Origin of the sequence: Bacillus sp. NPDC094077, from assembly GCF_050279465.1 — a bacterium.
Lineage (GTDB): Bacteria > Bacillota > Bacilli > Bacillales > Bacillaceae_G > Bacillus_A.
This window is the reverse complement of sequence record NZ_JBNNUF010000003.1, coordinates 545232-565386: the sequence shown is the minus strand read 5'-3', so window position 1 is coordinate 565386 and position 20155 is coordinate 545232. Positions and strand designations below refer to the sequence as shown.

The 20155-nt window shown below is 33.8% G+C and carries 25 protein-coding genes; 6 read left to right on the top strand and 19 right to left on the bottom strand.

Going from position 1 to position 20155, the window contains the following annotated elements; genetic code table 11:
• Positions 1-6 precede the first annotated feature (6 nt).
• From fliE to ACQKNR_RS11685, 10 genes are all read right to left on the bottom strand, one after another.
• On the bottom strand, positions 7-306 hold the full coding sequence (gene fliE, locus ACQKNR_RS11730; protein ID WP_000701672.1) for a flagellar hook-basal body complex protein FliE: 300 nt from the start codon (positions 304-306) through the stop codon (positions 7-9).
• A gap of 16 nt (positions 307-322) precedes the next feature.
• Positions 323-736 (bottom strand): flagellar basal body rod protein FlgC, encoded by a 414-nt coding sequence (gene flgC / locus ACQKNR_RS11725; RefSeq protein WP_000484680.1) that lies wholly within the window; start codon positions 734-736, stop codon positions 323-325.
• Between the two features lie 20 nt (positions 737-756).
• Complete coding sequence (gene flgB / locus ACQKNR_RS11720) at positions 757-1164, bottom strand: flagellar basal body rod protein FlgB (protein WP_427317960.1); 408 nt, start codon at positions 1162-1164, stop codon at positions 757-759.
• A 365-nt stretch (positions 1165-1529) separates the two neighbouring features.
• A complete protein-coding gene (locus ACQKNR_RS11715; RefSeq protein WP_427317958.1) occupies positions 1530-1802 on the bottom strand; it encodes a flagellar biosynthesis protein FlgG in 273 nt (90 codons plus the stop codon).
• A complete protein-coding gene (gene fliS, locus ACQKNR_RS11710; protein ID WP_427317956.1) occupies positions 1792-2160 on the bottom strand; it encodes a flagellar export chaperone FliS in 369 nt (122 codons plus the stop codon). Before fliS ends, ACQKNR_RS11715 begins: the two co-directional genes overlap by 11 nt.
• A 22-nt stretch (positions 2161-2182) precedes the next feature.
• Positions 2183-3559 (bottom strand): flagellar hook-associated protein 2, encoded by a 1377-nt coding sequence (locus ACQKNR_RS11705; RefSeq protein WP_427317954.1) that lies wholly within the window; start codon positions 3557-3559, stop codon positions 2183-2185.
• Between the two features lie 19 nt (positions 3560-3578).
• Complete coding sequence (locus ACQKNR_RS11700) at positions 3579-4442, bottom strand: flagellar hook-associated protein 3 (protein WP_427317952.1); 864 nt, start codon at positions 4440-4442, stop codon at positions 3579-3581.
• A 317-nt stretch (positions 4443-4759) separates the two neighbouring features.
• Positions 4760-6058, bottom strand: a complete 1299-nt coding sequence (flgK, locus tag ACQKNR_RS11695; RefSeq protein WP_427317950.1) for a flagellar hook-associated protein FlgK — start codon at positions 6056-6058, stop codon at positions 4760-4762.
• A 17-nt stretch (positions 6059-6075) separates the two neighbouring features.
• Positions 6076-6528 (bottom strand): flagellar export chaperone FlgN, encoded by a 453-nt coding sequence (gene flgN, locus ACQKNR_RS11690; RefSeq protein ID WP_427317948.1) that lies wholly within the window; start codon positions 6526-6528, stop codon positions 6076-6078.
• Between the two features lie 15 nt (positions 6529-6543).
• The gene (locus tag ACQKNR_RS11685) at positions 6544-7008 is read right to left on the bottom strand and encodes a YaaR family protein (RefSeq protein ID WP_427317946.1); all 465 of its coding nucleotides are present in this window, start codon (positions 7006-7008) and stop codon (positions 6544-6546) included.
• Positions 7009-7151: 143 nt separating this feature from the next.
• Between ACQKNR_RS11685 and ACQKNR_RS11680 the strand changes: the two genes are divergently transcribed.
• Both ACQKNR_RS11680 and cheR read left to right on the top strand, forming a co-directional pair.
• Positions 7152-7649 carry a flagellar motor switch protein FliG gene (locus ACQKNR_RS11680; protein WP_427317944.1) on the top strand — a complete coding sequence of 166 codons (498 nt, stop codon included), beginning with the start codon at positions 7152-7154 and terminating at the stop codon, positions 7647-7649.
• A gap of 39 nt (positions 7650-7688) precedes the next feature.
• Positions 7689-8471: a protein-glutamate O-methyltransferase CheR gene (cheR, locus tag ACQKNR_RS11675; protein WP_427317942.1), complete on the top strand. Its 783-nt coding sequence runs from the start codon at positions 7689-7691 to the stop codon at positions 8469-8471.
• Positions 8472-8501: 30 nt separating this feature from the next.
• Here cheR and ACQKNR_RS11670 read toward each other — a convergent pair whose 3' ends face one another.
• The 7 genes from ACQKNR_RS11670 to ACQKNR_RS11640 all read right to left on the bottom strand — a co-directional run bounded on the left by ACQKNR_RS11670 (position 8502) and on the right by ACQKNR_RS11640 (position 16628).
• On the bottom strand, positions 8502-9218 hold the full coding sequence (locus ACQKNR_RS11670) for a hypothetical protein (RefSeq protein WP_427317940.1): 717 nt from the start codon (positions 9216-9218) through the stop codon (positions 8502-8504).
• A 27-nt stretch (positions 9219-9245) separates the two neighbouring features.
• Positions 9246-10592 (bottom strand): transglycosylase, encoded by a 1347-nt coding sequence (locus ACQKNR_RS11665; protein ID WP_427317938.1) that lies wholly within the window; start codon positions 10590-10592, stop codon positions 9246-9248.
• Between the two features lie 29 nt (positions 10593-10621).
• Positions 10622-12262, bottom strand: coding sequence for a flagellar motor switch protein (locus ACQKNR_RS11660; protein WP_427317936.1), 1641 nt, complete (start codon positions 12260-12262; stop codon positions 10622-10624).
• 173 nt (positions 12263-12435) lie between these two features.
• Positions 12436-14451 carry a chemotaxis protein CheW gene (locus ACQKNR_RS11655; RefSeq protein ID WP_427317934.1) on the bottom strand — a complete coding sequence of 672 codons (2016 nt, stop codon included), beginning with the start codon at positions 14449-14451 and terminating at the stop codon, positions 12436-12438.
• 127 nt (positions 14452-14578) lie between these two features.
• Positions 14579-14947 carry a response regulator gene (locus tag ACQKNR_RS11650; RefSeq protein WP_214931730.1) on the bottom strand — a complete coding sequence of 123 codons (369 nt, stop codon included), beginning with the start codon at positions 14945-14947 and terminating at the stop codon, positions 14579-14581.
• 150 nt (positions 14948-15097) lie between these two features.
• Entirely contained in the window at positions 15098-15775 is a 678-nt protein-coding gene (locus ACQKNR_RS11645; protein WP_427317932.1) for an OmpA family protein, read from the bottom strand.
• A 19-nt stretch (positions 15776-15794) separates the two neighbouring features.
• Entirely contained in the window at positions 15795-16628 is an 834-nt protein-coding gene (locus ACQKNR_RS11640) for a flagellar motor protein MotP (protein WP_427317930.1), read from the bottom strand.
• 172 nt (positions 16629-16800) lie between these two features.
• Between ACQKNR_RS11640 and ACQKNR_RS11635 the strand changes: the two genes are divergently transcribed.
• Positions 16801-17403 (top strand): HD domain-containing protein, encoded by a 603-nt coding sequence (locus tag ACQKNR_RS11635; RefSeq protein ID WP_427317928.1) that lies wholly within the window; start codon positions 16801-16803, stop codon positions 17401-17403.
• A 26-nt stretch (positions 17404-17429) separates the two neighbouring features.
• Here the strand turns inward: ACQKNR_RS11635 and hfq are convergent, their stop codons facing one another.
• Positions 17430-17618 carry an RNA chaperone Hfq gene (gene hfq, locus ACQKNR_RS11630; RefSeq protein ID WP_000400666.1) on the bottom strand — a complete coding sequence of 63 codons (189 nt, stop codon included), beginning with the start codon at positions 17616-17618 and terminating at the stop codon, positions 17430-17432.
• Positions 17619-17657: 39 nt separating this feature from the next.
• Positions 17658-17876, bottom strand: coding sequence for an aspartyl-phosphate phosphatase Spo0E family protein (locus tag ACQKNR_RS11625; protein WP_427317927.1), 219 nt, complete (start codon positions 17874-17876; stop codon positions 17658-17660).
• Positions 17877-18251: 375 nt separating this feature from the next.
• Between ACQKNR_RS11625 and ACQKNR_RS11620 the strand changes: the two genes are divergently transcribed.
• The 3 genes from ACQKNR_RS11620 (at position 18252) to ACQKNR_RS11610 (ending at position 20129) form a co-directional block, all read left to right on the top strand.
• The gene (locus tag ACQKNR_RS11620) at positions 18252-18371 is read left to right on the top strand and encodes a YjcZ family sporulation protein (protein ID WP_427317925.1); all 120 of its coding nucleotides are present in this window, start codon (positions 18252-18254) and stop codon (positions 18369-18371) included.
• Between the two features lie 166 nt (positions 18372-18537).
• Positions 18538-19005 carry a VOC family protein gene (locus ACQKNR_RS11615; RefSeq protein WP_427317924.1) on the top strand — a complete coding sequence of 156 codons (468 nt, stop codon included), beginning with the start codon at positions 18538-18540 and terminating at the stop codon, positions 19003-19005.
• 194 nt (positions 19006-19199) lie between these two features.
• Positions 19200-20129, top strand: a complete 930-nt coding sequence (locus ACQKNR_RS11610; protein ID WP_427317922.1) for an MFS transporter — start codon at positions 19200-19202, stop codon at positions 20127-20129.
• Positions 20130-20155: the final 26 nt, after the last annotated feature.

Here is a 20155-nt window from a genome sequence, read left to right as displayed (position 1 = left end):
ACTTTCCTAAATTTGCATATTAATTAGTGACTTATAATTTTCAATAAGATTATCACGTACGAGAGCAGCCGTTTTCATTTGGGACTCAGCTTTCTTTTGCTGAATTAAAACGTCATGTGTTTCTCCTACCCCTTTTGTTAATAAATCATATACCGCTGTTTGCGCATTGTTTTGCGTTTGATTCATATCTTCCAATAAATCAATAAACTTTTTCCCCTCAACTACAGATGTTTGCGAAGTTTTCGGTGCACCAATTGACTGAATTGCCCCAAATGGCTGTGTATGTAACATTGGTTGGATTTTCATATCCCTATCTTCCCCCTTATCCTCGTCCAATTTCTAAATCTTTATCTAGCATTTTTTTGTTCGCATTTAATACACTTGTATTTGCTTCATACATTTTTTGAGCAACCATTACATTCGTCATTTCAGCAGTCACATCAATATTTGGATAACGTACATATCCTTCTTCGTTTGCATGCGGATGCGTCGGATCATACACTAAGTTTTCCGTTTTGTCTGCTTCAATACTTTTTATTTTTACTCCGTTAGTAGGAGCCCCGTCTAACATACTTGCAAAACTATTATTTGATTCTAACACCACACTACGACGCTCATATAAATCTGCCCCCGGAGCCGCCGTCGTATTCGCATTTACAATATTGTTAGAAGTAACTTCCATCCACTTTCTCGCTGTCGTTAGTCCTGAGCCACTTGCATTAATTGCCTGAAACATCGTTGTCTCTCCTTCTACTTTTAACGTCCACGTGCCGCTTGATTAATCGCATATTGTGTATTAATTGCATTAATTGAAATACCGTATAACTGATTTGCTTTCATTAAATCTAGCATCTCTGTCGTTACATCCACACTATTTCCATCTTCATTCGTTTGCATTGACTTCGTTTGAATCTTTGCATATGTATTTTTCGAATTTACTGTCGGTAAGTGCATTTCATTCGTTTGATATAAATCTGGATTGCTCTTTAAATCAGCAGCATTGTTTTTATATAATGCACTACTTTTATTCATCTGCTCAGCAAATGTTACATCTTGTGCTTTATAGCCAGGTGTATTCGCATTTGCAATATTACTAGAAACAGTATTTCGTTTCGTCACTAAATAATTCATATACTGGCTTACATCACTCACTAAATCTGGCATATTCCACACCCTTCCTTTTCTAACTTAATGATCCACTGATGGAAGTTTCACTTCATTATTTATTTCCTTATATGTATTTATTAAAATATTAACTATTATGTACCCTTACATATTTTATTCCATTTTTCCATTGTTGTCTTTAGAAAAATACAAAAATATAAAAAAGAATACAAAAAAACTGTATACTCGTAGTATTTCATACAACATTCCAATATATAAACAAAAGGAATTTTATTTTTATATTATTTAGATTACTTCTTTTTTCATTACAGGCATAAAGTGAAACCTCAATCAGCGGAACTCTTTTTTTACACAAAGGAATGGATCCCCTTGTCAAAAGGGGATTCCGTTTCCAAACTTTATCATTAATATTTACCGTAAAATGAATTAGCTTTCATCCGCCCATCATTTTCCATTATCATTTCTTCCAAAATCTTTTGCTTATCTCGAATATGCTGAGCTGCCTTAATAATCAACGGAGTAACTTCCGCTGCAACTTGCGTGCGCGTTTCTTCATCCAATGTCATCATCCAGCGATTTAACATCTCACTTTTCTCAGCAAACTCTTCATCAGAAACCTGCAATTCACCGATTCCATTAAAACAGCCAACAAACGTCCGATAAATATCATTGTTCATTTTCGAGCGCTCCACGGTAACCGTCTATTAAATCTTGTAACACTTGCACAATCGCATCAATGTCTTTTGCTTCACGCGTTACTTTCATCGTTTGAATTTGAATGCTAATCCAATCGTATAAACCAAATAAACTATCATATAAATCTTTCGTAATATCAGGATTTAATTGAAGCTTCAACTCTTCAAATATACGTTCTAACTTTTCAAGAAGATCGTCTCCTTCTTGAAGTTTAAATGTATTTAAAAGTTCTTCTAATTTACGAAACTCTACGATACATCTCTCATAAATAAATATTGTATTTTTTATCGGATTACTCGTCATAATATCATTTTGCATATAACGTTGCCATGCTTGCATATAATCACTTCCTCAGCTTTCATTAGTCATCACTTTTTGTTTTTGTCATTGCTTTGATTGTCTGCAGCTGATTATCAAGCAATGCTAGCTGGCTTTCCAACTTTGCATATTTATCAATAATTGATTCTTGTTTTTTCTTATTACTTGTATCAATATCTTGAATTTTTCTCTCTAAATCAGTTACTTGCTTTTCAATACTTTTAGAGCGTTTTCCAATAATCCCTTCATCTCCAAATATTCCCTCGAGCTTTTTATCTGTATCATGACCTATGCCATTAAAGCCAAAGAAAAATTGTTTTGTAGCTTCTGGATTCTCTTTAAAAGCTGTTTTCAATTTTTCTTCATCAAGAGTCATATTTCCTGTTTTATCAATTTGAATCCCGAAAGAAAATAAATACTTATCATCTTGGGAAAATCTAAAAATGCTCGTCATTGCATTACCGATAGCAAATGAAACATTATTTCCTTGCATTACTCCATTTTCACCAGCAAATAAATCTAAACTTTTAACAGCTTTATTATACTCATCTTTCATTTTTTTGATTAAATCTATCGAATTTTTTATATCTGAATCTTCGATAGTTAATTTAATTGGCTCCGTAGTTACCTTTTCTAAGGTAATAGTTAATCCTGGAATTGTATCAATCTTATTTGTTTTACTAGTCTCTTTAATTCCGTTTATTGTATATTCTGCATTTACAGCTCCTGTCACTTGATGTGCAATGGCATTCGTTCCATCCTCATTTTTCACAGAAGTTACCAGGCCTATATTTTGTAAAAAGCCATTGGCACCATCAGTTAATTTCAGCTCCCCAGCTTCTCCGGCAGTAGTAGATGTAAAAAATAGTTGGTCCCCTAATGTGTATACCGATACACCATAATTTCCATTATTAATTTTATTGACAAGATCTTTATACGTCATATCTTCTGAGATTTTAACTTCTTTTCCATTTATCTGAAATACGTCGTCTACTCCAAGCTTTAAATCCAAACTAAATTTTTGCTCCGTGCCTTCAGGAGTTTTTGGGGGAGTAAGTGAACCTGTAGTTATTTGATGCCTTTCTGCTACTCGCTCTACTGTAATCGTGTATGTTCCAGGAATTGCAGCAGCATCCGCCTGCGCTGTCATAAAACCCTCTTTGGATAGTGCTGTTTTCTTTTCATCACCTTTAAATGCGTCTAAATCTTTGAATACTTGCACAAGATTTCCGAACTCTTTTTTCATGCTCGCATACACATTTTTTTCATTTGTTAACGTTTGTTTTTGTGTATTATATGGTGATTTTTTCATTTCCAATGCTTGTAACTCTAAATCTACTAACTTCTTTGTATCTATCATGTTATTTCCTAAATTCCATATTTGCTGTCTGCCACTATAATCAGATATTGTCCCTGCCATATTTTTCACTCCTTATCATTTACATGTAATCTAAAATACTCGTTTTACTCATCGTACTAACAGCTTTTAATGTTGCTTCGTACGTTGCGTTTATATAAGCTAAATCAGAAATTGCTACCGCTAAATCGACATCCTCAATTTCTTTACGGTTTTCTTGAAGCGCTATATTTTGCTCGCTTAAAATTGTTTTAAACGTCTCCATTGTGTTCATTGTCGAACCAACTTCAGTTGTACGGTTAATGATGCCATCTAAGTTTTGCTTATTTTCTTCTAATAACGGTTTTAACGCTTTTGGGTCACCGTTTTGCATCGCTTCACTCATCTGTTTTAACGTTTTTATAACTGGGGATAATAATTCTTCTCCGTTACGAAATGCTTTTAATTCATAACCATCATTTAGTTGCCAGTTCACATCATTTTTTCCACCTTGGTATGTACCATCTTCTGTAAATGGCGGCTTTTCTGCACTATCACCACCGAAAATATAACGACCTTGCTCTTTCGTATTCGCTAAATATACAACTTGTTTTAAAATTTGATCAATCTCTGCACCGATGGCTTTCAATTCTTCTTCACTATTTGTTCCATTTAATGCCTGCACCGTTAATTGATCTGCTCTTGTTAAAGATTTCAAAACACCTTGTAACGTATTTTCAGTTTGTGTTAATACATTTTTTGAATCCGCTATATCTTTCTGCATTTGTTCAATATTCGCCAATGAATGTTGAATCGCAAATGATTTACTTGCTGCAAGTGGATCTTCGCTCATAAGAAGATTTTTCTTCCCTGAAGTTACTTGATTTCGGTGGTATTGTTGTTGCACATTCAAATCCATCAACTGATTCTTTGCCCAGTTTGCATTTTGAAATGTAGATACTCTCATTTCTATCTCCTCCTTTATTTATATTTAACTTGGTGTGAAGAAGCAACCTCAACTATGTACAATTAGTTTCTTCCCTACAATTCAGCCATTTCATATCCCTGGCCTTACACGGATTGGTACACTTAAAGGATCTGTCCGCTTCTACGCTAGATTGGATTATCTCTAAACATGACTGCTCTCTAGCTTAACTTATCCTACAACCACTTCATATTTCTGGTCTCACATTGATTGGTCCACTAATAGGCACTGACCGCCTCTACCCTCCGCTGGCCCTCTCTTCAACCATAAAAGAAAAAGGGCTAAGATTTTATTCCTCATTATCTAATAATCGAAAACAGACTATCAAACACTTCATTCATCGTAGTAATCGCTTTAGAGTTCGCCACGAAGTATTTTTGGAAGGCCATTAAATTTACCATTTCCTCTTCCATATTCACACCTTCAACACTCATCTTCTCTTGCTGAATACCTTCTAATAAGTCCCCATGAATTTTTTGATAAGCATCCACTGCACTTTTATCAGATGCAACACCAACTATAAATTGGTCTAATGCTTGCTTATACGAAAGACCTTCTTTATAATCTCCATCTGTAATTCCTGCTAGTTTATTTGCTGTTTCAGCAGATATTTTCATTTTCGAAACATCTTTTTCGAATCCTGGATTTAATTTCATATCTTTCGCATAATCTCCAACGAAGAATTCTTTTCCCATCACTGTATTCACTTGATTTTTCACTGAACTCATTAAGTCTTCAAGATTTTTCTTATAATCAGCAATCTTCGCTTTCGTATCGATAGCTGATTTTATTGCTCCACTAGTTACAGGAATTTCCGAACCATAAATCTCAACTGACATTGGGTCTTTCGCTTTATTTAATTGAAGTGGATATGTATCTTGTCCATTTACTGTTAAAACACCATTCATTCTAACACTCGCAATATTAGGATTCATAGATTCATAAGATACTTCTATATTGGCATACTTAGACATCTCTGTAACGATGCGATCACGTTCGTCTAAAAGTTGATTTGGTACTTGTGTGCCTGCTTGTCCAATTTTATTATTCGCTTCTGCTAAACTAGCAGCAAGACGATTAAATTCATTAACATGTGCTTCAATATCTTCTGTCGTCTGTGCTTCCACTGTATCTAAGTTTTTCGCAAGACGATTTACTTGGCTTGTGAACTTCCCTGTTTCAGCAATTAATGTATCGTAGTAATTTGGTTGTTCTGGATTTTTTGCCACTTCACGAAAAGCATTAAAGAAGCCGTCCATTAAACTAGATAATGAATTCTTTCCTGTCGTTCCAACCATAGACTCCACACGTGATAATGTTGAATTCATGTAGTTATAGTAAGAAAGCTGAGATAATTGATCGTTAAACTGTTTCGTTTTCATTTCATCTGTAATACGATCAACACCTAGCGTTTGTACACCGTAACCAATTCTCTGTTCTGGCGTATGACCATTACTTGCTCCAACAGATCCGTAATTCACCATTTGACGCACATAACCCGGTGTATGAATGTTAGACAAGTTTTGTTTCGTTGTTTGTAACCCCATTTGAGCCGCTAACATACCCGATAGCGGTGTATTATAATCAGATAATCTCATAAAGCTTCACTTCTCCTTTACAATAGTTCGTTCATAAAGATTTGCGAATTATTGTTTCTCTCCAAATTGTATTCAGAAACGGAATCCACAATACTTTCTGTAGTTTTTAATAGTACGTTTAAGTAATATTGATTTTTCAAAAGAATCATTTTTACATTCTCTTCTAATTCAACTAAGTTTTTTTGCATTTTTTCAATTTTTTCAATTTCTTCATGAGAAAAATACGAAAATAATGCACTCACGCGAGATGGTTCAACGCCCTTTTCTTTACAAAACTGCACAACCATTTCTTCAAATGAGCTTGATAATCCTTTTAAACCATCTATGTACTGCAATTGCTCTACTTGCAACTTTTGAACTGCATTTACATTTTTATGTTTTAAATTCTCATATATTTGTTCTCCAAGCGTTTGAATATTTTCATATGCTTTTTGAATAATAACGAGCTTTTCATATAATTGTATGTACATATAGCTTCCTTCCTTTTACAAGACTAAATTTACAATTAAACCGTGGATTTCTCCAATTTGATTTAACATTTCTAAATGCCCAGTTTTCGTATTAATTAAGTTCATAACATCTTCTAATTCATTTAATCCCATTTCTGCTTGTTTCACAATCGTCATTTTCTGTGAATATCCGTAACGTGGATGACGAGACATAACGTCTTTATATTGCAATACATTATCAACGTAAAAATTCAAAAATGATTTTACTGTATTTTTGTATTCCATAACATTATCGAGCGTTAATTCCATTTCAATTTTCTCTTTTATTTCCCCAATGTTATCGACAAACGCTTCCATTTGTTCTAGTAATTTATCTTTTTTCGGATCTGCATGCAAATTATCCGAAAATGCAAGTCCTGTCCTGACATTTGCTTCTTTCGGCATTTGAGTAGCAGGCGGTATATGCGATAAAATTGGGTTATGCGAGATAGAATGTAGCATATATATCACCTATTTATTTTTTTATTTCTTCCTAAACTTAATCGTAAAATCCAGTTATTTATAATTATACTCTGAACAGTAATATTTTGCAGTTATTTTTTATAAAAGATATGTTACAATTTAGCATGAGGTGGCACAATTCTATGAATATTTTTCTTTGTGGTTCAAATCAATTAACGGCATTAGATCAAGAAGAAATTAAAAAATTCTTAACTGACTATGCTCACAAACATAAAATTTACATATTATGTTATAAAACTATTGAAAATGAGGTTCTTCGTTTTTTCATCGAAAACGAAAGACTCGCTCAAAATTTATGCCTTTACACGCTACAACCATTACAAGCAGTAACAGATGAATTCCAAGAAGTCGTAGATTACTTAAAAAAACACGGAGCCGAGTATGTCGCTTTTGATCATCCTTCCGACTCCATTTATCGATCAGATTTTATGTTTTTTGTAAAACAAATTATTGAAGATACCGATTTAGTTCTCTGTTTTTATAACGGGGACAAACATACATCTGTCATTCCTGTTGACGTTGCAAAAGAAGCGGGGATTGATGCTGTCATTTATGATTTACCAGGTTTACATGAAAAGCAGATGAAAAAAAGCTTTGAACAAAAAATCCGTATGATGTAAAGGGGGAGGCACAATATCGTTATTGTGCCTATTGTAAATATGATAATTGAACAAGATTATGATCATTTTATCGCGAGTTTTAAACAGCAATTCAATATGGATATCGCTTCGTATAAACAAGATAGAATGCGCCGTAGAATCGATGCTTTCATTTCGAGAAAAGGCTTTGAAAACTATACTAATTTTTTAAGTAATTTACGTGCCGATCAAAATTTATTTTTAAGTTTCATTGACTATATTACAATTAACGTTTCGGAGTTTTTCAGAAATAAAGAACGTTGGCAAACGTTAGAGACGAAAGCACTCCCAAAATTACTTGAACAAAATAATGGGAAATTAAAAGTATGGAGTGCCGCTTGTGCTGCTGGTGAAGAACCGTATACACTCTCTTTGATTTTATCAAAGCATCTAGCTCCATTTCGCTTTGAAATTCAAGCAACAGATCTTGATTTCCATATTTTAGAAACCGCAAAACGCGGTCAATATTCAGAACGTTCTTTAAAAGAATTACCTACCGATTTGAAAGAGCGTCATTTCACAAAAGAAAATGATACATATTCATTGCATCAAAACATTAAGCAAAACGTTACGTTCAAACAGCACGACCTCTTAATGCAATCATATGATACAAATTACGATTTAATCATATGTCGCAATGTAATGATTTACTTTACAGAAGAAGCAAGAGTAAAACTTTATGAAAAGTTTAGTCGTTCTTTACGAAAAGGCGGCGTATTATTTGTTGGTAGTACTGAACAAATTTTAACACCCGAACGCTATAATCTTCAGCGATTTGATACCTTCTTCTACGAAAAAATATAAAAAGGTCGTCACAATGAAGTGACGACCTTTTTATATAACTCGAATCAAAATGATACCAACAATCCATATAAAGAGAAAAAGAAATGTCATAGACCATTTATGTTCTTGCATCGTATGTTTCAACGCCTGTGACAATTGTGTCATGTTCATTTCTGCGAGCGCTCTCCATACACTTACATCCCGCTCTTTAACCGTGCGATCTGTAACGCTAATTAAAATTGTTTCGTTAGACAATTTCGTTATATAAGCAGTAATAACCGTTACCATTAAATTTATATTTCCTTCTGAAGAATCACTTTCCACTCTAGAGATGAGTGCACTTACATCTAGTAACGGAATATGTACCTTTCTACCAAATGATAGTTGTACTTCGGCGAAATCATACGTTCCATCTAATAAAGGAAGTTCTTTTATATGCGCCTGCTTAACAAGTCCTTGTAAACTTCTAATTACTTGTTCAAATATTTTTTCTGTTTGCTTGCCTTCTCCAGATAACGTATGTAACTTTTTAAAGAGTTGTAACACTGTATCCATCTCTTTAGAAAGCATTTCCTTCATAATTTTTCCATCACCTAAATTTGCAAGTAAAATTCCTATTTCATTATTTTTCGAAATGATTTTAGACTGTCCAGTAAACACTAGATTGCTACGCTTTCGTTCTTTCTGAATTTCATGTTCCGAAATAGCTGCAGGCTGTTTTAATGGTTGTAGCGTCTTATTTTCAATTGTCGTACGGTTAATTTCCATTTAAGCGCCTCCACTACTATGAAATAATTAGCCCCATTCTTTATTACTTTTTAAAACTAAAAACAATACAAATAAACCTGACATGACAGCAAACACATTAGAAGCTTGTACTCCTTGTTCACTTTTTTCTTCTTTCTTCTCTTGTTGTTTCTCTATTTTTTCTTTCTTTTTCGAAACGACTTGATTGTCATTTTTATTATTTTTCTCTTTTTCAATCTTCGTATTCGTTATTATCTTGTTGTCTGTCAATGGCTCTTTTATAGCGTAAATAATTTCCTCTTTCTCTTTCAACGGTTCTTTTATAAACTCATTTACTTTCTCGTCTTGCTTTGGGATTTGAACAACTGGAAGTTTTTCTTCCGGAAGCGAGACCTCTACTTTCGAATCTTCTTTCTTATCTTCTTCTTTCTTATCTTCTACTTTATTTTCATTCTCTTGTTCTTCTGTTTTTTTATCATCTTCCGTTTTTTGTCCCAAAACAGAAACGATATATTCACTCTCCACAACAAGTTTATTGCCTGCTGTATCTACTATTTCTACAAGTAATTTATATGATCCAATTGGCAACGCATCATTTATTTCATATACTTTTTGCCAATCCATGTCGCGCTTGTTGTAGTCTAATAAAAAGGGAATTTCTTTATCTTCTTTCCCTTTTAATGTAACGCGCACTTCTTTCACAACAGATTCTACATCTGACGCTTTTACTCGTATATGTATAGATTCTCCTTGCTTCCGTTCAATTAAGTTCTCTTTCGCTTCATCAATAGTAACTTTATGTAACTTCGGCACTTCTTTATCTATAGTTGGTGTTTCATTTCCGATACGGATGAGCGGGACTTTTACTTCATTTTCTATGAGTTCTTCCTTCTCATTTTTTTTGTAACTTTGAACGAGCTGAAGATTCCAATCACCTTGTAAATCAAAATTCCCGACTTTATAGCTAGCAATCCATCGCTTCGTTTCTTCATCATACTCAAAAGATAGCATTCTTTCTTGTGCATACTGCTCGCCATTTTTGGGCAACTGCAATATACCTTTCATACTTTGAATGTTTTTCTCATTTGGTTCTACAGTAATCCGCACTTCTTCGCCAACTTTTAGCTCTGGTTTATTTACTGTAATAACACCTTGATCCGTTTCTATCTTTCTTTCGCTCTTTTGTTCATTCGCCACTTCTTTTTGTTCATCTTCACCTTGATTTATTTCTACTTGCTCTGGCTGCTCTTGAAGTTCCTTATTTTCTTCTTTTACATTCACTTCATTTATTTTTTGATCTGGTTCAATTTGTTCTTCCGCCTGGCTTTGCAGCGGGAAGAACAGGCACACATGTATGCATAACCAACTCATTAGAAAAAACTTTACGTTTTTCATCTACTTGTTCAAACTCCTATTTCAACGCCTTATAGCGATTTCGTCACTTTTACTCCAAAAAATCCATCTACATTCACAAGTTCACCATACGCCACTAATACATCATTCACATAAATTCGAATTGGTTCATCAATATCTTCATCTAATACAACCGCTTCATTTTCTTGTAAACTTAATATATCTTGAATCGTTTTCACTGTACTTCCGAATACAAATTTAACATTCATTTCTACATTTTGTAGAATGGACGTGTCCATATATACTGGCTCCATTTGTTTTACTTCTTTAAATTCAATAGGTTGGACAACTGGTTCTACAATTTTTTCTTCTTCAATTTCTTCTGTGGCAATCTCTTCTTCTTCCACCATTGGATACAGAAGTCGCCTTACCATTTCTTTCGCTTCAGAAATTGGCAAAATTTGATACATTTTCGATTGAAGCAGATCGCCAATTTCAAGATTGAACGTAATTTGAACGAGTTCGTCCACTTCCATTGACTCTCCCAAATATTCCATTTCTTCTTTTAACGTTACAAATTTAACATTTGGCGGCGTCATGTCCATTTTTTCTTGAAACATTTCTGACATCGCCGTAGCAGCATGCCCCATCATTTGGTTCATGATTTCTTTAATACCGCTCAGTTCTAATTCACTAAGTTCTTTCTCCGAATCAACTTCCCCTGTTCCCATCATCATCAAATCTACCATTGTCAAAGCGACATCTTTCGTAAATACGAATACATTCTCATTCTTTAGTCCTTCAACAAAATCAACATTTAAAATAACAAACGGGACTGGTACTCCATCATAATGACGAACATTGATTGCCTCTACATTTGGTGTACTAATTGTAACTGGCTGATTTAAAAGCGTTGACAATACCGTTGAAGCTGAACCAATTGAAATATTTGCAATTTCACCGAGCACATCTTTCTCTTCTTGTGTTAAATGCTCTTTTTCAACTTGTTCTTCCACAATCTCAGTTTCCACTACTTCTGCTGGCTCGTCTTTTTCTTCTACTCCACTAGATAATTGCATTAATTTATTTATCATTTGTTTCGCATGTTCAACTGAAACAATTTGCACAAGTTTAGAGTTTACAAGATTATCTATCTTTAAATCAAATGATACTTTAACAATCGTTTGATTCCCATCAATTTCAGAGATTTTCTCCATTTCTTCTGATAACTTTACAACTTTAATTGTCGGCGGAGACATATCTACTGTATCTTGGAAGAATTCCGACATAGATGTAGCTGCGAACCCCATCATTTGATTCATCGCTTCTTGTACAGCACTTAGCTCTAACTCACCAAGTTCTTTTCCGTCTTCCACTTCACCTGTCCCCATCATCATTAAATCAGCAATTGATAATGCAACATCTTGCTTAAGGACAAGAAGATTTTCCATATCTAATCCTTTTGTAAAATGAATATTTAATACAACATGCGGAACTTCGACATCGCTTGTATCATATAAATCTACCAATTCTATACGAGGAGCAGTAATGTTTACTTGCCTATTTAAAATTGTTGATAATACAGTCGAAGCTGAACCAAATGATATATTTGCGATTTCGCCAAGAATATCGCATTCTTGAGGCGTTAAATGCTCATTTTCTTTTTCTAGCACAATTGTGCTCGTATCCCCGTTTGTGTGTTGCTCAGGCATTTTCCCTGCCTCCTCATTTCTGTTTTTCTATCAAATAATATAAACTCTCATTTGATTTTAGCAAATTTATTATATAAAACGTTAATATGTATTTATTCCCATTATTAGATTAGTAATGATTAGCCAAAAAGCTCCCCAATTGTATACAAGTGGGGAGCTTTCCTTCATTCCTATTATAAACCTTCTGGGTTTAAAATGAGGACCACTCGTCCATCACCGAGAATCGTCGCGCCAGAGAAATAGTTAGAACTCTCTGCAAAGAAGTCACCTAATGACTTTAAGACTATTTCTCTTTGACCGATAATTGTGTTTACAATAAGTCCATAGCTGCGATGTGTATTACGAACAATTAACACAGGAACCATTTGACCATCATATGACGCAAACGCCTCATCTACTGTTTTTTCACCAAATACAGTACTTAAATGCTTCACTTCAATAATTTGATTCCGATAATTTAGCACATCTTTTCCTTGTAAGGATTGGATGTCTTCTCTCTTAATTCGAATTGCTTCAACAATATTTCCAAGAGGTAAAGCATAACGCTTATCATTCGTTTGAACAAGCATAGATTGAATAATGGACAAAGTTAACGGAAGTTCAATTCTGAATGTACTTCCCTTTCCTTCCTCAGAATCAATAATTAAATGCCCACCTAGACTATGAATCGTATGTTTTACAACATCTAATCCAACGCCACGCCCAGAAAGATCCGATACAACTTCAGCTGTACTAAATCCTGGTTGGAAAATAAGATCAAACACTTCACGATCCGTTAATCTATTCGCATCTGCTTCTGTTACAACACCATTTTTAATCGCTTTTTCTAATACTTTCCCTTTATGAATACCGTTTCCATCATCAGTAATTTGAATAACGACATGATTTCCGCTATGAAACGCCTCTAATTTAATAGTACCTGTCTCATTTTTACCTGCATCACGTCTCTTTTCAACAGTCTCAACACCGTGATCAATTGCATTTCGAATTAAATGAACGAGCGGATCACCGATTTCATCAATAACAATTTTATCAACTTCAGTATTTTCGCCTGTAATTTGTAAATCGATTTTTTTACCTAAATCTTTCGCTAACATTCGTACCATACGCGGGAAACGATTGAATACCGTTTCAATCGGCACCATACGCATGTTTAGTAGTACATTTTGAATATCTTTTGAAATATCTCCCAATCGATTTAAATGCTCAATTAATTCCTTGTTTTGAATCGTTTGTGCCAATTCATCAATGCGCCCACGCTCAATTACACTTTCTTCAAACATATTCATTAATGTTTCGATTTTCTCTAATTGAACACGAATAGAGCGATTCTCCACTTTAGCGTTTTTCGTTTTTGCAGTGCTTTTAGCTGGCGTAGTACTAGCAGGTTGCTTCGATGTCTCTATAGATGATTCCACCTGCGCAACCGCATCCGGTTGTATCATTTCTTCTACTTGCACAGCTCCTTGTGTAGCCACTTCTTCCAAAATTACTTCTTGTGATATATGCCCTTGCTTCACTTCTACTTTCTCAATTTCAGAAACATGAAGTACTACTTGTTTCAATTCTTCTACACTATGATCAGTATCCATAAATACTATGAACTCAAATCCGAAAGCATCCGCTTCAATTTCTTCAATGCTTGGAACTGTTTTTTGTACATTACCTACATTTTGCAATGCTTCAATACACATAATGGCACGTACTGCTTTTAAAATAGCTTGCTGTTCTACCGTTATATGCACTTCATGTGAAACTGCATCATCGTTGCCTATATGATCTTGCTCTATATGTTCCGTAGGAGTTTCTACATTGCAGTTCAATAATGCTTCTAATTTCTGTTTAGTTGAGACTACATCGATATTGCCCATTCCACCTTGTTGCACATCTGCAACCATCTTCTCTAAATTATCAATGCACTCAAAAATCACATCAATAATATCCGTATTTACCACTATATTTCCATGACGGATTTCATCTAATACATTTTCCATCTTATGCGTTAAATCCGCCATTTCCGTAAATTCCATACTTGCAGACATACCTTTAAATGTATGGGCTGAGCGGAATATTTCTCCTACAACATCCATATCAGTAGGATTCTGTTCTAAAATTAGCACATTTTCATTTAGCGATTGTAAATGTTCTTCTGATTCCTCAAAAAATATATTTAATAGATCTGTTTGCATTTTAATCCCCTACCTGTCTGACAAACATTTCACTTATGTATAACAATTTAGTGTTTTAAAATAAGAAAAAAGGGGCCACACGTGTATCCTCTATCACTGTTTTGATTCCTTGTGGCACCCTTCTATATTAGCTATTTGCTACTTTTGTTAAAGCTTCGATTACACGATCCGCTTGGAATGGCTTTACAATAAAGTCTTTTGCCCCGCCCTTAATTGCATCTAATACCATACCTTGTTGTCCCATTGCAGAACAAATAACAACCTTTGCACTTGAATCAATTTTCATAATTTCTTTTAATGCTTCAAGTCCGTCCATTTCTGGCATAGTAATATCTAATGTTACAATATCAGGTTGAAGTTCTTTATACTTTTGAATTGCTTCTACTCCATTCTCCGCCTCACCGATAATTTCAAATTCAGAATTACTTTTTAATAAGTTTTTAATCATCGTTCGCATAAACATCGCATCGTCTACAACTAAAATTTTATGTGCCATTCTTTTTGATTCTCTCCTTCTATGTATAAATATATCTTAATATTTAACCTTATCATTCTCACTCATTATACAAAATAAAATGATAAAATTTAATATTTTTTTAAAAGAATTTTCGTATTTTTAGTATTTTATTATTAAAATACTAAAATACTATTCTTTTATATAAATAACAACGCGACGATTTTTCTCCCAATTTTGCGGTGAATCATTTGGTACAACTGGCTTTGTGTCTGCATATCCTACCGCAGCTAACCTCTTATCGTCCACATTGTACACTTCGATTAAGTAGTGAATCATATTAGCTGCTCGTGCGGAAGACAATTCCCAGTTAGAAGGGAATTTTTCATTATGAATAGGTCTACTATCTGTATGTCCTTCCACAACGATTGGATTTGGTACCGATTGGAAAAATCCGACTAATTGACTCATTATATCTTTTGCTTCCGGTTTAACATTCGCATCACCCGTATCAAATATTAAATTATCTACTATAACGACGCTTACCCCTGTATCCTCTCGGTATACATTCACTTGACTAATACCGTTATTATCTACATATGCTTTTAACTTTTTATATAATTCGTCCATTCTCTTTTTTGAGACCACTTTTTCATCATTTTTTTCATGTGAAATATCCGGTATTGTATTTTCCATTACTTTTGCATCTACTTGCTCCGCATCACTAAACTTTTCAAGCATCTTTGACAATTTTACTGCATCCTGCTTTGATGTAGCAACTAGTAATACAAAGAAAGTTAATAATAACATCGTTAAATCTGTAAAAGTCGTCATCCAACGAGGCGATCCCTTTTGCGGTCGTTTTATCATCATACCACTCCTTGAAATGTTAGGCTGCTCGTTTTTCTTTTTTTATCTTCGTTTCGTATACATACGTATCAAGTTTCAACTTTAATTTAGAAGGAATTTGTCCACGATACAATTCTGAAATTGCTTCTATTACAAACTTCTTCTCTGTATATAAATCCTCAATACCACGATACACCTTTTCTGCCAGAGGTATTGCAATCATATTCGCAAGCACAGATCCATACAATGTCGTTAACATCGCGACTGCCATCCCTGTACCAATTTGCGATGTATCTTGCAAGTTTTGAAGCATAATGATAAGACCAATTAACGTACCTATCATTCCCCAAGCTGGAGCGAAATCACCAATTTTATCTAATAATGTTGCTCCTTTTCTTAATTCATACACTTCTGTTTCTATATCTTTCATTAGCACTTCTTTTAACTCATCTTCATCGTAACCGCTTAGCATTAATCGAATTCCTTTTTGAATAAAAGGGTTATCTACTTGCTCTCCATCCACTTCTAAAGAAAGCAAACCGTGTTTTTTAGACTTTTTCGAAAAGTCAACGAACAAATCCGTTAACTGTTCTAAATCTTCTTCTCTTCTATGTAAAACAGTAAAAATACTTTGCGTATATTTTTTTATTTCTCCAAATCGATATGCCACAACAATTGTCGCTGTCGTTCCCCCTATGACAATTAAAATGGATGGAATATCTAAAAAGTTTTTAAAAGCTTTTATTCCACCGCCACCAAGCATGATCGCCGCTATTACAATGGCGAAACCCACTATAATGCCTACTGGGCTAGAAATATCAAACTTCCTTTTTTTTCTTTTCGGTCTAGCAAACACTTGATTTTCGTCTCCCATATTCCTGCCCTTCCCTTTTCATTTTTATAAAACATTTTTTTATTTTAATAATGCGTTTTCACATATAATGTTCATTATACGCTTATCATCTATTTATCGCAATATACTCATAAAATTGACACATTTCATTTCCATATTAGAATTATGGTATGGAAATAAGAGGAGGATCACGATGGAACATAACATTTTACAAGTCATTGCATTAGCAGAAAAACTAAAATACGAAATGCGACATAGCTGGCTTTCTAACGGACGCCAAGAAAGTGTTGCCGAACATACGTGGCGCATGTCTCTAATGGCCATTTTAGTTGAGCCTTATTTGGATCAAAAAGTAAATATTGAAAAATTACTTAAAATGGTGATTATTCACGACCTAGTCGAAGCAGAAGCTGGTGATATCCCTGCTTTTGATACAATGAATAGTCACGAATTACAATTACAAAAACAAAAAAATGAACTAGAAGCAATTTTAAATATTAAACAAACATTAACAGGTACTCTCGGTGAGGAACTATATGATTTATGGATGGAATTTGAAGCAAAAGAAACGTACGAAGCAAAAGTTGCTAACGCGCTGGATAAACTTGAGGTGAAAATTCAGCATAACGAAGCTGACATCGATACGTGGTTACCAATTGAGCATAAAATGACATTCCAAGTAGCAAAGCATACAAACTTTGATTCTTTCCTATCTAAATTACAAAAAATTATTGAACAAGATGGTGAAAAGAAATTACTAGCTGCTGGCATTGACGTTGAAGCTTGCAAGCAATAATGAAATAAGACACTCAAATGAGTGTCTTATTTCATTATTGTTGATACAGCCTGCTTATAAATAAGTTGTTGTTTTCCATCTACTAACATTAAAACTGTAAATTTATCTACTCCAACAACTTCTCCTACTATTCTAACGCCACTCTTCAAGAAAATTGTAACAGTACCTTTTTCTTCTTTTATTTGCTTATACAACTCTTCTTGTAAATGTTCCAATAGCTGTTCTCTCCTTTATTTACACAAAATACGAATCCTTCACTTATGTACCTTATCTTTTATATTCATAAACTTATTAATTAGTATATCTAAATCGTGGCTAAATAACAAAACTTTATCATGATCCAATCCGTGTCTCGCAACAAGTTGAATTAACTCTTTCTTTTTGTTTTCTATTTTATTTTTTAATTCTCCCATCTCCATCTCTATACTAAAACTCCCTTTTCCCATAATATTACTTGTAAAATTATAGTACATATTCGCTCATAAAAAAATACAAAGTTTATTTTTTTACATTTTTTTATAAAAAAAGAAATAGTGTAAATTTATTTCCATTTATAAAATTACATTTTTCAAATAAGATAGATGATCCCTAACGTTTCATTCAAATTAAAATATGGTCATATTGGAATTCTTCGTTTGTTTTTTATATTTTATATGTGAATCGACATGCTTATATTTCGGGAGCTCTATCATTGTATAAAATAGAGCTCTTTACTTTCTCCACTTACATACATAATTTAGACTTATAACCATTTCAAAAATGGACTTGCTCCTTTATACAAAACAAACATACCGTATATAGTAGTCCATGAATTATATAGATTAATTTACTAAAAAGGAGGAGAACATATGAGCTTTGGTGGAAGTTGCGCTGGTTTCGGCGGTGGATTTGCTTTACTTATCGTACTATTCATCCTTCTAATCATTATCGGATGTAGCTGTTGGGGTGGCGGCGGATACGGATATTAAAATATCATATCCTTAGCAAATGAACTAAAAACTATACGAAAACAGCTCATATTTGGGCTGTTTTTTCATACTTTCGTATGAATTTATGTCCCTCTTATTTGTGATTTGAATTAACAAAATATCGTTTACTATGAAATAAGAAACATTTTTACTAAGGAGGATTACAATGATTAAAGGTCTTTACGAAGCACATTTACCCGTCCGTAACTTAGAAGTATCTATATCTTTTTACGAATCACTAGGACTAAAATTATATAAAAGAGGAGACGATATTGCTTTCTTTTGGATTAACGAAAATGAAAGTTGGCTCGGCCTTTGGGAAGGAACAGAATACAAAGTTAATTATCACCCATCTTTACGACATATCGCCTTCCGAGTAAGCTTACATGATTTAAAAAATGCGATACATTGGCTAAATCAAAAAGGAATTTCAGCACGAAAAGACTTTGGAATGGAACCAATTGAACCAATCGTTTTTCCAGAATTAGCACACGCCTCCGTATACTTTAACGATCCAGATGGAAATAGTTTAGAATTGATTGCAAAATTGCCTGTTGGACTTCCTACAGCGGAGAAAGTGTATTTAAGCGAATGGAAAAAACAAGTTCAAGCAACATTATTAGATAAGGATTAATCTTTTATGTCCGTTCCTTATTCCACACTTCTTAAAACAAATACAAACTTTAAAAAATTATTTTAACATTAATTCTTGTCGGCATTTCATGGGGGATTATTGGAGGTGCTTATCAGCTACTTTTAACAATCTATGCCGAAAAAATTTTTCACTCTAACATTGGAATTTTATATACAGTTCAAGGATCTGGACTTATGATTGGTAGTCTTTTCGTTAATCTTTATATATCTAAAAATGAAGAAAAAATGAAAAAAGCATTTGGTTGGTCCTATTTACTACAAGGAATTTTCTTTCTCGGATTCATCTTATCCGAGAAACTTATTATCGGTCCAGCCCTTGCTGGAATACTTCTCACTACATACTCAGCGGCCTTTGTTATTTATTGCAACTCACTTTCATTTCTACTTTCAACTATTCTCATTTACTTCTTACCAAACATCACGTTACAAACTCATCAAAGTGAAGAGCAAACAACTACTTTCGTAAAGACGTTACACAGTGATTGGAGACAAGTTTTTTCATTTGCACGTACTGAAACTTATATTATTCTCGTATTCGTTTTATTTCAAGCCACTATGCTTGTCTCTATGGCACTTGATTCACAAGAAGTTGTTTTTGCAAGACAAGTACTGTTTTTATCCGATGTAAAGTATAGCATGCTTGTTAGTATAACTGGAGCTGCTTACGTTTGCGGTTCATTTCTTGTCTCTCTCTTTGCAACACGATTACCGATTCAATATTGTATCGGCTTAGGTATGATTTTTACAGCAATAGGCTATGTGATTTTCGCCTTTTCAAATTCATTTATAGTCGCAGTAAGTGGTTTCATTTTACTTGGAATTTCTTCATCATTTGCTGGTACTGGCTTCATAACATTTTATCAAAATAATATCCCGGTACATATGATAGGACGTATCGATAGCGTATTTGATTCAATAAAAAATTTCATCCAAATCTTTTTCATTTTAGCAATTGGAGCATCGGCACAATTTATTTCAATTCAAATTGCTGTAATAAGCAGTTCCTTATTAATTCTTACTCTTTCCTGTTTATTAGCAATCCGAGTAATGACTCCTTCACGAGAAAAATATTTTAAAACTACAGGATCATCGCTAGAATATTAACTACAAAGTAAAAAGACAAACCCGCA